Origin of the sequence: Comamonas sediminis, from assembly GCF_041107495.1 — a bacterium.
Classification (GTDB): domain Bacteria; phylum Pseudomonadota; class Gammaproteobacteria; order Burkholderiales; family Burkholderiaceae_C; genus Comamonas; species Comamonas sediminis.
The window spans coordinates 477684-491623 of record NZ_JBGBDC010000002.1; the positions used below are offsets into that span (position 1 = coordinate 477684).

Genomic DNA, 13940 nt, shown 5'->3' on the forward strand with positions numbered 1-13940 from the left:
CCCTGCGCCATGGGACATGGCACAGGGCTGGCAGTTGGAGGGTGAGGGCCGGGGATTTACAGCCGGATCTCGCGGTGCTCGCCCATGCCTTCGGGCCGCTCTCCGGTGACTGCCGACTTGGCCATCTTGAACAGCTGCACCAGCTTGTTTTCCTTGACATCCCAGTATTCGGCGAAGTCAACGCGGGCAATCAGAATTTGCAGGTTGGGATCGTTGGGGCCATCCGGAAACCAGGCCTTGGCCATCGGGCCGTAGAACTTCTCCTTGATCGCCAGATCATCGCTGACCGACGCTTTGGCCGAAATGGACACATAGCTGTCTTTATCGGGGTCTGCGTAAGAGATATTGATATCGCTGGAATGCTGCAGACAGCGCGACAGATCCGAATCCTTGCCGAGCAGGAAATACAGATGCTTGTCCTCATTCATGCCTTCACGGTTGGCTGTCGTCATGGGGCAGGCATGCAGGCTGCCATCCTCATGGCGGTGGGTAATCATCGCAAAGCGAATGTCCTTGATCAGTTCCCACAATTTTTCACGCGGATTTTCTTGGGCCATGGCGAGACTCCTGTCGATTTGGAAAATTTCACTGTATCGATGGGTCTTGGCCGCCGTTGTAAGGCAAACGCCTCCCCGGGGATCGGCGCTTCCATGATCCGTCTGTGAAGGATTCGCACCCCTCCCCGGCCACCGATGGGGGTGATCGCAGTTACGGCAACACGTGCTGAGCCGCTGCGCCGAAGCTTCGGTACCTCTGCGCAGCGCGCCTGGTGGCCTCCACGCAGGCCCGGGTGGCTTCAGCGCTGCGCCGCTGTCATGGCCGCCACCACCTGCTGCAGTGCTGCCGGGTCTTCCATCGTCGACAGATCGCCGGTGTCCCGTTTCTCGGCCACGGCCTGCAGCGCGCGGCGCAGCAGCTTGCCACTACGGGTCTTGGGCAGGCTGGCCACAAAGTACACCCGCGCCGGCCTGGCGACGGCACCCAGCTGCGTGTCGACATGGTTGCAGACGGATTTCTCCAGCGCATTGCAGGCGGCAAGGTCACCGGCCACCGCATTGCTGCGCGCGACGGCAAACGCCAGTGCGACCTGGCCTTTGAGCGCATCGGCTACACCGACCACGGCGACCTCGGCAATGTCCGGGTGGCCGGAGATGCTTTCCTCGATCTCGCGCGTGCCCAGGCGGTGGCCGGCAACGTTGATCACGTCATCGGTGCGGCCCAGGATGAAGTAGTAGCCGTCCTTGTCGCGCACGCCCCAGTCAAAGGTGCTGTAGACCAGGCGGCCGGGGATGCTCTTCCAGTAGGTGCTGACGAAGCGCTGGTCGTCGCGCCAGATGGTCATCAGGCAGCCAGGCGGCAAGGGGCCTTCGATGGCGATCACACCCTTTTGCATCGGCTCCTGCAGCTCGGCGCCGGTGTCGCCATCGATCAGCTTGACGTGGTAGCCAAACACCGCCTTGCCCGGACTGCCAAAGCGCGATGGCTGGGGCTCGACGCCATTGCACAGCGTGAGGATGGGCCAGCCGGTTTCGGTCTGCCAGTAGTTGTCGATGATGGGGCGCTGGATGGCGCCGCTGATCCAGCTGGCAGTGGGCTCGTCCAGCGGCTCACCGGCCAGCCACAGCGCCTGCAGGCTGCTCAGGTCGTACTTGCGCAGGTACTCTGGATCCTGCTTTTTGAGCACCCGGATAGCGGTGGGCGCCGAGAACATGTGCGTGACCTTGTATTTCTCGACCAGGCTCCACCAGATGCCCGGGTCCGGCCGCACCGGCACGCCTTCATACATGAGCGTGGCCATGCCGCCGATCAGCGGCGCATAGATGATGTAGCTGTGGCCCACCACCCAGCCGATATCGCTGGTGCAGAAAAAGGTCTGGCCGGGCTTGGCATCGAAGATCGCCGGCAGGCTGGCGGCCAGCGCCACCGTGTAGCCGCCGGTGTCGCGCTGCACGCCCTTGGGCTTGCCGGTGGTGCCGCTGGTGTAGAGCGTGTAGCTGGGGTGCGTGGACTCCACCCATTCGCAGGGCACCTGCGCATCGAGGTGCCGGGCACGCAGATCGGCCCAAAGGTGGTCCCTGCCCGCCACCAGCTGCATGGGGGCCAGGCCCCGGTCCACCATCAGCACGGCCTGGGGCGGGTGGCTGGCCAGCGCAATGGCCTCGTCCAGCAAGGGTTTGTAGGGCACGACCTTGCCGGCGCGTGAGCCGGCATCGGCGCTGATGATGACGCTGGGCTGGGCGTCATCAATGCGCGTGGCCAGCGAGCCCGAGGCAAAGCCGCCAAACACCACCGAATGGATGGCGCCGATGCGCACGCTGGCCAGCATCGCGATGGCGGCCTCGGCAATCATCGGCATATAGATCTGCACGCGGTCGCCTTTTTTGACGCCCAGGGCCTGCAATGCGGCGGCCATGCGCTGCACCTCGCGGTGCAGCTCGGCATAGCTGTAGCTGCGCTCGGTATTGGTCTCCGTCGATACCGCAATCAGCGCGGCCTGGTCGCCGCGCTCTGCCACATGGCGGTCGATGGCGTTGTGGCAGAGATTGGTCAGGCCACCGGCAAACCAGCGCGCAAACGGCGGGTTGCTGTAGTCACAGATCTGCTGGGGCGGCACCTGCCAGTCGATGCGCTGCGCCTGCTCGGCCCAGAAGGCATCGCGGTCATTGATCGAGCGGTCGTAGAAGTCGGCAAAACGGCTCATCGAAGTCTGTCTCCATCTTTTGTCGTGGAGCCATTATTTCCCTTTGTCTTGCAAACCGCTGACAAATGCGCGCCCGGCTGTGCGGGCTACCCTGTGGTTTTCCCGCATACATGCGGGCCGCCCAGAGGGGCTTTTGCGGCACCGGGCGCAGTTTCGGCGCCGGCCGGCCCGGGCAGGCTGCGGCATCGCGCACAATCAGCGGCATGGCGCACCACCCCGGTGCTGTGGCGTGCCGGATGACGAAGGGTGTCCCATGCTCAATGGTTTGTGGCTGGGTTTTTTTGTAGTGGCAGCCTTTGCCGCATTCGCGCAGTGGCTGGTGGGCGGCCATGCCCAGATTTTTGGCGACATGGTGCAGGCGCTGTTCGCGATGGCCAAGCTCTCGGTCGAGGTGATGGTGCTGCTGTTTGGCACGCTCACGCTGTGGCTGGGCTTTTTGAAGATTGCCGAAAAAGCCGGCCTGGTCGATATGCTGGCCCGCTGGCTGGCCCCCCTGTTTGCCCGGCTGATGCCCGAGGTGCCGCGCGGCCACCCTGCGCTGGGCCTGATGACCCTGAACTTTGCCGCCAATGCGCTGGGGTTGGACAACGCTGCCACCCCCATCGGGCTCAAGGCCATGCGTGCGCTGCAGGACATCAACCCCTCGCCCACCTCGGCCAGCAATGCACAGATTCTGTTTCTGGTGCTCAATGCCTCGTCGCTGACCTTGCTGCCGGTGACCATCTTCATGTACCGCATGCAGCAAGGCGCGCCCGACCCGACCCTGGTCTTTCTGCCGATCCTGCTGGCCACCTCGGTCTCTACCCTGGTCGGCCTGATCTCAGTGGCCATCGTGCAGCGCCTGCCGCTGTGGCACCCGGTGGTGCTGGCCTATCTGCTGCCGGTAGGCCTGGTGCTGGCTGGCTTCATGGCTTTTTTGGCGACACTGACGTCGACCGCGATGGCGCAGGTTTCATCGCTGCTGGGCAACCTGACCCTGTTTGGCCTGGTGGTGCTGTTTGTGGTGGTGGGGGCGCTGCGCAAGGTCGCTGTGTATGAGAGCTTTATCGAAGGCGCCAAGGAAGGCTTCGACGTGGCCAAAGGGCTGCTGCCCTACCTGGTGGCCATGCTCTGCGCCGTCGGTCTGTTCCGCGCCTCGGGCGCGCTGGGCTATGCGCTCGACGGCATCCGCTGGCTGGTAGACCTGAGCGGCATGGATTCGCGCTTTGTCGATGCGCTGCCTACCGCGCTGGTCAAACCCTTCTCGGGCAGCGCTGCGCGCGCGATGCTGATCGAGACCATGCAAAGCCATGGCGTGGACAGCTTCCCTGCGCTGGCAGCCGCCATCATCCAGGGCAGCACCGAGACCACCTTCTATGTGCTGGCGGTGTACTTTGGCGCCGTCGGCATACAGCGCGCCCGCCATGCGGTGCCCTGCGCGCTGCTGGCCGAGTTCTCGGGCGTGGTGGCCGCGATTGTGGTCTGCTACCAGTTCTTTGGCTGATGCCTGCAGCAGCGGCCTGCACGGGCTGCAGACGCATGCTGCTGAGGGATGTAGCTGCCGTCAGGCATCCGGCATGATCGCGTCGGCCCAGTCATAGAGGGTGCCCAGAATCTCTTCGGCGCGCTCATCAGCGGTTTCCTGCAGCTGGTCGATCTCGGCAAACATCTGCTCGGCCGTGCGCGCGCCGCCCCGGCCTTCCTGCAGGAAGGCGATGCGCAGCTCCAGCCAGCGCTGCTGCTCTTCGGGGTTCAGCGAATCGGGGAAGTTGCGCGCGCGGTAGCGGAACAGCAACTCCTGCAGGCGCGCATCATCAAACCCAGGCTTGGCCACAGCCAGCTCCTGCGGGTGCATGCCGGTCAGCTGGGTCAGGCGGCGGCGGTCAGCCTGGCCGATGAAGCCGCCGTACAGATCCTGGTCCACATCCACGTCCTGCAGCGGCGGGCGCTCGAACACGGCGGCCCAGGTGGCGCTCATATCGGGCAGATCGCGGGCAATCGCGGCATGGCGCAGGGCCTGGTCCATGTCGATCTGCCAGCGCTGGGCCTGCTCGGGGCTCAAGGTGCGCAGGCTGCTGACGACCATCGGCGACTTGTTCAGATGCACGGTCTTGATCGGCAGGCGCGTCATGCCTTCGGGCAGATCGGCCGCTGCGCTGAACATGCGCAGGCGCATCTCGTCGACCGACAGCTCTGCGAGGTGGCTCGGGTCCTGCGACAGGTCCCAGGCGATGATCTCGTTCTTGTTGGTCGGGTGCTGGGCCAGCGGCCAGGCCACCGCAATGCAGCCACGCTCGACCCCGTACATGCCCGATACATGCAGAAAGGGCCGGGCCTGTGCAGCGGTGGCCGGCAGGGCCAGCTCCTGCATGACGCGGTCCTTCTTGTGCAGGCCCAGCGCAAAATCGAACAGGCGCGGCTGCAGGCGCTTGATAAGCCGGGCCAGGCCAATGGTGGCGCGCACGTCGCTGAGCGCATCATGCGCCGATTCATGCAGGATGCCGTTGGCGCGGGCCAGGTCTTCGAGCTTGAAGCTGACCGAGCCATCGTCCTTCCTGGGCCACTGGATGCCTTCGGGGCGCAACGCATGGACCATGCGCACGACATCGAGCAGATCCCAGCGGCCGCAGCCGTTCTGCCATTCGCGGGCATAGGGGTCGCGCAGGTTGCGCCACAGCAGGTAGCGCGTCACCTCGTCATCAAAGCGGATGGTGTTGTAGCCCACACCGATGGTGCCGGGACGGCCCAGCTCGCCCTCCACCACCGCTGCAAACGCGTGCTCGGGCACGCCCTGCTCCAGGCAGTGCTGGGGCGTCAACCCGGTGATCAGGCTGGCTTGGGGGCTGGGCAGGTAGTCGAGCGCTGGCTGGCAGTACAGCATGACCGGCTCGCCAATCTCGTTGAGATCCATGTCCGTGCGGATGCCGGCAAACTGCGCGGGGCGGTCACGGCGCGGCACGGCGCCAAAGGTTTCATAGTCATGCCAGAAAAAGCTGGCGGAGGCGGACGGGGAATTCTGCATGCCCGCTAGTATGCCTGCTCTGGTAGCCAGCGCCGAGCAACCTGGGCGCGCAACTACAAGAGCGGTGAGAACAGCCGCGCAACCGAATCGCCCAGCCGCAGCAAAAAGCGCTGCTTGCGGCGCGTGGCCACCTGCTTGGAACGCATCAGATCGGTGTTGAACTGGTCCTGCAGCCGGGCATTGAGCTCCGGCCCGTAGCCAATCGCGCAGACCTCGTAGTTCAGGCGAAAGCTGCGGTTGTCGAAATTGGCCGTGCCGATGATGGTCAGGTCGTCATCAACCACCAGGGTCTTGGAGTGCAGCATTCGGGCGCTGTATTCGTAGACCTTGGCGCCGGCGCTGATCAGCTCCTCGTAGTAGGAGCGGGCCGCAGCGGTCACAAAGATCGAATCGGATTTCTCCGGCACCAGCAGCCGCACATCGACGCCGCGCAGTGCGGCGCTGGTCAGCGCATACATCGCGGGCTCGGTCGGCACGAAGTATGGCGTGGTCAACCAGACCCGCACGGTCGCCGACTGGATGGCGGCCACATGGGCGCGGTGGATGGGCTCGGTGGGGTTGTCCGGGCCTGAACTGACCAGCTGCATCGCATGACTGCCATCGGGCATGTCGGGCAGCAGCAAGTCCAGGTTGGCCGGCATGTCCTGGGCAGATTTTTCCAGCGCATAGGCCCAGTCTTCCAAAAACGTCGTCTGCAGCCAGGTGACGATGGGGCCGGCCATGCGCAGGTGCACATCATGGTAGGCATAGGTATTGACGCGGCGGTCCTCTTCGTCGGTGATGTTGACGCCACCGGTAAAGCCGATCTGGCCATCGACCACCAGGATCTTGCGGTGGCTGCGGAAGTTGATCACCGGCCGCAGGCGCCTGCCGATCCGCGTGGGGTGGAAGACCGCAAATTCGCCGCCTGCCGCCAGCAACGGGGCGATGAACTTGCGGTTGACCCGCTTGGAGCCCAGCGCATCGACCAGCATGCGCACCTTGATGCCCGCCTTGGCGCGCTCGACCAGTGCATCGCGCAGGCGTGTGCCGGTCTGGTCAGGCTCAAAAATATAGTATTCGAGGTGCACATGGTGGCGGGCCTGGGTGACATCCTCCAGAATGCGGTCAAACGTGGCTGCGCCGCCGCTGAGCAGCTCCACGCTCTCGGCCGAGGTGATCGGGAAACCGCAGGTGGCTTCGACCAGCTTGACCATCTCGCGCAGCTGGACCGGGGGCTGGGGTTGGCCATCGCGGATGCGGCGCGTGGTCTCGCGCACATGGTTCTTGTTGCGGGCGCGCAGGCGTTTGATGCGCTGGCGCTTCATGCGCTGCGGACCGATGAAGTAGTAAACGATCAGCCCCACCACCGGCAGCGAGCCCATGGACAGCAGCCAGCCCAAGGTAGCCACGGGCGCGCGGCGCTGCATCAGTATCCAGATACCCACCACGCCGAGATAGATCGGCCAGATCACGGACAGCAACGCGACAATGTTTTCTTTGGTCAGATACTGAGATAACGACGCCACAGCACCGCGCTCCTGTTGATGGGACCGCTCAGTGTAGCCTGCCCCCGTGACGAACAGACGCAATAAAAAACAGCCGCAAGCGGCTGTTCTCGTTCTTTGCGTGGTGCGGCCTCAATCGGCAGCGAGCTCTTCCTCTGGCTCGGCAGGCTCCTGCTTGGCACGCTCCTTCTTGGGCAGCGGCTGGATGTCCAGCAGCACCTCGGGCTTGTCGGCGTTGCTGTCGTCCCAATCGACGCTCAGGCGTCCGCCTTCGGTCAGGCGTCCAAACAGCAGCTCGTCGGCCAACGATCGGCGGATCGTGTCCTGGATCAGGCGCTGCATCGGGCGTGCACCCATCAGCGGATCGAAACCGGTCTTGGCCAGGTGCTTGCGCAGCTTGTCGCTGAACGTGACCTCGACCTTCTTCTCGGCCAGTTGCTGCTCCAGCTGGAGCAGGAACTTGTCGACCACGCGCAGGATGACCTGCTCGTCCAGCGGCTTGAAGCTGACGATGGCATCCAGCCGGTTGCGGAACTCGGGCGTGAACAGGCGCTTGATGTCGCCCATCTCGTCGCCCGCCGCGCGCGGGTTGGTAAAGCCGATGACGGCCTTGTTCATCGTCTCGGCGCCCGCATTCGTGGTCATGATGATGATCACGTTGCGGAAGTCCGCCTTGCGTCCGTTGTTATCGGTCAAGGTGCCGTGGTCCATGACCTGCAGCAGCACATTGAAGATATCCGGATGCGCCTTCTCGATTTCGTCGAGCAGCAGCACCGCATGGGGCTTCTTCGTCACCGCCTCGGTGAGCAAACCACCCTGGTCAAAACCGACATAGCCGGGAGGCGCACCAATCAGGCGCGAAACCGCATGGCGCTCCATGTACTCGGACATGTCAAAGCGGATCAAGTCGATGCCCAGGATATACGCCAGCTGCTTGGCCGCTTCGGTCTTGCCCACGCCGGTCGGGCCGGAGAACAGGAAGGAGCCGATCGGCTTGTCCACCTTGCCCAGGCCGGAGCGGGACATCTTGACCGCCGACGCCAGCACTTCGAGTGCCTTGTCCTGGCCAAACACCACGCTCTTGAGGTCGCGCTCCAGGGTCTGCAGCTTGCCGCGGTCGTCATTGCTGACGTTGGCCGGCGGAATGCGGGCGATCTTGGCGACGATCTCTTCGATCTCGGTCTTGCCGATGGTTTTCTTGCGCTTCGAAGGCGCCAGAATGCGCTGCGCGGCACCGGCCTCATCGATCACGTCAATCGCCTTGTCGGGCAGATGGCGGTCATTGATGAACTTGGCAGACAGCTCAGCGGCTGCCTGCAAAGCGGCCACCGCGTACTTGACGTTGTGGTGCTCTTCGAAGCGCGACTTCAGGCCCTTCAGGATATCGATGGTTTCGGGCACGGTAGGCTCGACCACATCGACCTTCTGGAAGCGGCGCGACAGCGCTGCATCTTTTTCGAAGATGCCACGGTACTCGGTGAACGTGGTCGCACCAATGCACTTGAGCTGGCCGCTCGAGAGCGCTGGCTTGAGCAGGTTCGACGCATCCAGCGTACCGCCCGAGGCAGCTCCGGCACCGATCAAGGTGTGGATCTCGTCGATGAACAGGATCGCATGCGGCTTGTCCTTCAGTGCCTTGAGCACGCCCTTGAGGCGCTGCTCAAAATCACCACGGTACTTGGTGCCTGCCAGCAGCGCGCCCATGTCCAGCGAGTAGACGGTGGCCTCGGCCAGCACCTCGGGCACATCTTCTTGCGTGATGCGCCATGCCAGGCCCTCGGCAATCGCCGTCTTGCCCACACCCGCCTCACCCACCAGCAGCGGGTTGTTCTTGCGGCGGCGGCACAGGATCTGGATCGTGCGCTCGACCTCGTACTGGCGGCCGATCAGCGGATCGATCTTGCCGTCCTTGGCCTGCTGGTTCAGGTTGACGGTGAACTGCTCCAGCGGCGAGGCCTTTTCAGCGCGCTCGGCGTTGTTGCTGCCGACCTCTTCCGCATCCGAGCTGGACTCGGACTTGGGCAGCTCGGGCGTGTCATTCTTCTTGATGCCATGGGCGATGTAGTTGACCACGTCGAGGCGCGTGACACCCTGCTGGTGCAGGTAGTACACGGCATGCGAGTCCTTTTCGCCAAAAATGGCCACCAGCACATTGGCGCCGGTCACTTCCTTCTTGCCATTGCCGGTGCTCTGCACATGCATGATGGCGCGCTGGATCACGCGCTGGAAACCAAGGGTGGGCTGGGTGTCCACCTCGTCTTCGCCAGCCACCTGCGGGGCATTGTCCTTGATGAAATTGGTCAACGACGCGCGCAGGTCGTCAATATTGGCAGAGCATGCGCGCAACACCTCGGAAGCACTTGGGTTATCCAGCAAGGCCAGTAGCAAGTGCTCCACGGTGATGAATTCGTGGCGCTGCTGCCTGGCTTCTACAAAAGCCATATGCAAGCTGACTTCCAGTTCCTGAGCAATCATTTGAAACTCCTTTATTGCTTGCCAAATACACTCAACTTGCTTCTAGATGAGGACCATATTCCGTTATTCAACAGGCTCCGATACGGCTTGCAGCGGATGGCCTGCTCCGTTGGCGGCATCCATCACCTGTGCCACCTTGGTTTCAGCGATTTCATGCGAGTACACCCCGCAGACGCCTTTCCCATCCAGGTGGATCTTCAGCATGATCTGCGTCGCCGCCTCGCGGCTTTTGCCAAAAAAATGCTGCAGCACCTCAATCACAAACTCCATCGGCGTGAAATCATCATTGAGCATGACCACCTGGTACATCTTCGGTGGCTCCACACGCTGCGCGATGCGCTCCACAACCAGCGCACCCCCACCGTCCTCCGGTGGCTGGGGCGTTGCAGGCAGATTCGGCGAGGGAGGAACAACAGGTTTCGTGGCCATTGAGATCATTCTATAAGGCTAAATTTCCACATGCACAAAGATGGTGATGCTTTTATGAACTTCAATACGGCTGCGCCAGCAACCACTGGCGCAGCCGTATTGTCAGCCCTGGCAAAATCTTCCTAGACAGTGCTTTCGTAAACGATTTTGATGGCTTCGTGGCCTGCTTCCTGGGACCAGGCAGCCATCGCCTGGTCACTGGGGAAAAAGCGCGCCGCATCGCCCAGATTGAGCTCCACACCCGCCCGTGCCTCGCCCTGGCCGCAGACCACGCCCAGGCGGATCTTGAGGCCGTGGCGCAGCACACCCTCGTCGGTGTGCTCCTCGACTGCGGGAAACTCCTGAATCAGCCGCGCAACATCGGGCTGGTGGCGGTCGGTGTTGACCAGCAGGTAGCGGCCAAAACGGGCGCGCGCATCGGCCAGACCCCAGACATGCTGGGCCTTGGCGCGCAGCCCGCCGCTGAAATGGTCCTGGCCGATGCGGGCGCTCAGAATGACGAACTCATCGTCCTTGAGCTGCTCCTTGTGGCGGTTCCAGGTGGCCTCGTCCAGCGATCCTTCGATGACACCGGTTTTGTCGTCGATCTTGAACAGCACCAGCTTGCCGCGCTGGCCGTTGATGACGCGCATGTCGCTGATGATGCCCGCCACCGTCTGGGGCTCGCGGCTGTCCTTGAGCTGGGAGATCGGCGTGCGCACGAACTGGCGCACCTCCAGCTCGACCTCGTCGAACAAATGGCCCGACAGGTAAAAGCCGATGGCGGTCTTCTCCTGCACCAGCCGCTCCTTGATGCCCCAGGGCAGCACATCGGCCAGCGGCGGCTCCTGCGTGCTCGATCCCACGGCGTCATCCCCCATCATGTCAAACAGGCCGCCCTGGTTGGCGTTGGCATGGGTGGTGGCGGCAAATTCGAAGGCCACATCGACCGATTCGATCAGCGCGCGGCGGTTGAGCTGGATGCTGTCAAAGGCGCCGCCCTTGATCAGCGCTTCGACCGTGCGCTTGTTGAGCTTGCTGCGGTCCACGCGCAGGCAGAAGTCGAACAGGCTCTTGAACGGCCCCTTGGTATCGCCCTGGGGGCCCGTGCCCTTGCCTTCGCGCGCCGCCACAATGGCCTCGATGGCGGCCTGGCCGGTGCCCTTGATGGCGCCCAGGCCATAGCGGATCACCTTGTCGGTCACCGGCTCGAAGCGGTGGTGGCCCCGGTTCACGTCGGGCATCTCGAAGGTCATGCCCATCTTCAGCGCGTCTTCGTACAGCACCTTGAGCTTGTCGGTGTTGTCCATTTCCACGGTCATATTGCCGCAGTAGAACTCTGCCGTGTAGTGCACCTTGAGCCAACCGGTGTGGTAGGCCAGCAGCGAGTAGGCAGCGGCGTGCGACTTGTTGAAGCCGTAGCCTGCAAACTTCTCCATCAGGTCGAACACTTCGTCGGCCTTGGCCTCGTCGATGCCGATCTTGGAGGCCCCTTCCCGGAAGGTCGCGCGGTGCTGCACCATCTCCTCGACCTTTTTCTTGCCCATCGCGCGGCGCAGCAAGTCGGCGCCGCCCAGGCTGTAGCCGCCCAGCACCTGGGCCGTCTGCATCACCTGCTCCTGGTAGACCATGATGCCGTAGGTCTCGGACAGCACCTTCTCGACCAGCGGATGCGGGTACTCCACCACTTCCTTGCCGTGCTTGCGCGCCACAAAGCTGGGGATCAGGTCCATCGGACCCGGGCGGTAGAGCGCATTCAGCGCGATCAGGTCTTCCAGGCGGCTGGGCTTGGCCTCCTTCAGCATCTGCTGCATGCCGCGCGATTCAAACTGGAACACCGCTTCGGTCTTGCCGGCCGAAAACAGCTGGTAGGTGCGGGCGTCGTCGAGCGGGATCTCTTCGAACTTGAAGTTTTCCTGCCCCTTGTGGCGCTTGATGATGAACTCGCGCGCGATCTCCAGAATCGTCAACGTCGCCAGGCCCAGGAAGTCGAACTTGACCAGGCCCACGGCCTCGACGTCGTCCTTGTCATACATGGCCACCGCCGAAGTGCTGCCCGGCTGCTGGTAGAGCGGGCAAAAATCGGTCAGCTTGCCCGGGGCGATCACCACACCACCGGCGTGCATGCCGATGTTGCGGGTCATGCCTTCGAGCTTCTGCGCCATCTCGATCAGGGTCTTGACGTCCTCTTCCTTCTCGATGCGCTCGGCCAGGATTGGCTCTTCCTTGATCGCGTAGGTGTACTTGTCGCCGTCCTTCGGAGGATTGGGCGGGTACTTCAAGGTCACATGCAGGCCCGGCTTGTTCGGGATCAGCTTGGAGATGCCATCGCAAAAGCCATAGCTCATGTCCAGCGCCCGGCCCACGTCGCGGATCGCCGCGCGCGCGGCCATCGTGCCGAAGGTGGCAATCTGGCTCACTGCATTGCGGCCGTACAGGTCCTTCACATAGTCGATCACTCGGTCCCGGTTGGCCTGGCAGAAGTCCACGTCAAAGTCGGGCATCGAGACGCGCTCTGGGTTCAGGAAGCGCTCGAACAGCAGGTTGTAGTGAATCGGGTCCAGATCGGTGATCTTCAGCACATAGGCCACCAGCGAACCGGCCCCCGATCCCCGGCCCGGGCCCACCGGGCAGCCATTGTTCTTGGCCCAGTTGATGAAGTCCGCCACGATCAGGAAGTAGCCGGGGAAACCCATCTTCAAGATGATGCCCAGCTCGAACTCCAGCCGCTCGACATACTTGGGCCGTTCGGCCTCGCGCTTGGCCTCGTTCGGGAACAGCAGTTGCAGGCGGTCCTCCAGCCCCTCGAACGAGGCCTGGCGGAAATACGCGTCGATCGGCATGCCATTGGGCGTGGGGAAATCGGGCAGAAAGTACTTGCCCAGCTGCAGGGTGACGCTGCAGCGGCGGGCGATCTCGGCCGTATTGGCGATGGCGCTGGGCAGGTCGGCGAACAAGGCCTCCATCTCGGCAGCAGACTTCAGGTACTGGTCGCGGGTAAAGCGCTTGACGCGCTTCTTGTTGCCCAGGGTCTCGCCCTCGGCAATACAGACACGGGCCTCGTGCGATTCAAAATCGGCAGGCTTGGTGAACTGCACCGGGTGCGTGGCCACGACCGGCAGCTTGAGGTGCGCTGCCAGCGCCACGGCTGCGGCTACATGGCTTTCATCGTCAGCGCGGCCGGCGCGCTGCAGCTCGATGTAGAAACGGTGCGGGAACAGGCCCGCCAGGCGCAATGCCACGCTGCGCGCGGTCTTTTCGTCCCCGCGCATCAGCGCCTGGCCGACGGGGCCGGCCTGGGCGCCCGACAGCAGGATCAGGCCGTCCGACAGCTCTTCCAGCCAGGCCCAGGTGCACTGCGGCTGCGCTTTGATGGTATCGGCCATCCAGATCCGCGCCAGCAGTTCCGACAGGTTCAGGTAGCCCTGCTGGCTCTGGATCAGCACGATGATGCGCGACAGCGGCCCGCCTGCCACCTCGGGCTCGAGGGTCAGCTCGGCGCCCAGAAGGGGTTTGACACCTGCACCCCGGCCCGCTTTGTAAAACTTGATGGCGCCGAACAGGCTGTTCAGGTCGGTCAGCGCCATCGCCGGCTGGCTATCACCCGCAGCAAACTTGATCAGATCGCCTACGCGATTGGTGCTGTCGATGATGGAAAACTCGGAATGGATGCGAAGGTGTACGAACATATCCCTGCATTGTAGGAAAGCCGCAGCACCGTCTGTGCAAACCATGGCATATCGGCGGCCGAATGTTACACAGCCCTACTGCCTGCAAGTCCGGCATGGTGTGCGCAGGCCCCGCGCCGATTACAATGGCCCAGATCAGAGGGCGCGGCACGGGCTGCCCCGCTGCGCGGCAGGCCTTG

At 63.4% G+C, this 13940-nt stretch carries 8 protein-coding genes; 1 reads left to right on the forward strand and 7 read right to left on the reverse strand.

All coding sequences use genetic code 11. The features are described from left to right. Positions 1-56 precede the first annotated feature (56 nt). Complete coding sequence (locus AB7A72_RS06390; RefSeq protein ID WP_239811863.1) at positions 57-557, reverse strand: pyridoxamine 5'-phosphate oxidase family protein; 501 nt, start codon at positions 555-557, stop codon at positions 57-59. 239 nt (positions 558-796) lie between these two features. Continuing rightward, on the reverse strand, positions 797-2701 hold the full coding sequence (locus tag AB7A72_RS06395) for a propionate--CoA ligase (RefSeq protein WP_369459360.1): 1905 nt from the start codon (positions 2699-2701) through the stop codon (positions 797-799). A 253-nt stretch (positions 2702-2954) separates the two neighbouring features. On the opposite strand from AB7A72_RS06395, the gene AB7A72_RS06400 reads away from it, so the two are divergent. Continuing rightward, positions 2955-4184: a nucleoside recognition domain-containing protein gene (locus tag AB7A72_RS06400; protein WP_239811861.1), complete on the forward strand. Its 1230-nt coding sequence runs from the start codon at positions 2955-2957 to the stop codon at positions 4182-4184. 60 nt (positions 4185-4244) lie between these two features. On the opposite strand, the gene sbcB is transcribed toward AB7A72_RS06400, so the two are convergent. The 5 genes from sbcB to dnaE form a co-directional block, all read right to left on the reverse strand. Beyond that, positions 4245-5702 (reverse strand): exodeoxyribonuclease I, encoded by a 1458-nt coding sequence (gene sbcB / locus AB7A72_RS06405; RefSeq protein ID WP_312528347.1) that lies wholly within the window; start codon positions 5700-5702, stop codon positions 4245-4247. Between the two features lie 53 nt (positions 5703-5755). Continuing rightward, positions 5756-7210 carry a cardiolipin synthase gene (gene cls, locus AB7A72_RS06410; RefSeq protein WP_369459361.1) on the reverse strand — a complete coding sequence of 485 codons (1455 nt, stop codon included), beginning with the start codon at positions 7208-7210 and terminating at the stop codon, positions 5756-5758. A 111-nt stretch (positions 7211-7321) separates the two neighbouring features. After that, a complete protein-coding gene (clpA, locus tag AB7A72_RS06415; RefSeq protein ID WP_312835973.1) occupies positions 7322-9664 on the reverse strand; it encodes an ATP-dependent Clp protease ATP-binding subunit ClpA in 2343 nt (780 codons plus the stop codon). 63 nt (positions 9665-9727) lie between these two features. Then, complete coding sequence (clpS, locus tag AB7A72_RS06420) at positions 9728-10102, reverse strand: ATP-dependent Clp protease adapter ClpS (protein ID WP_021025816.1); 375 nt, start codon at positions 10100-10102, stop codon at positions 9728-9730. A 113-nt stretch (positions 10103-10215) separates the two neighbouring features. Continuing rightward, positions 10216-13761, reverse strand: a complete 3546-nt coding sequence (gene dnaE, locus AB7A72_RS06425) for a DNA polymerase III subunit alpha (RefSeq protein ID WP_239811857.1) — start codon at positions 13759-13761, stop codon at positions 10216-10218. Between the last annotated feature and the right edge of the window lie 179 nt (positions 13762-13940).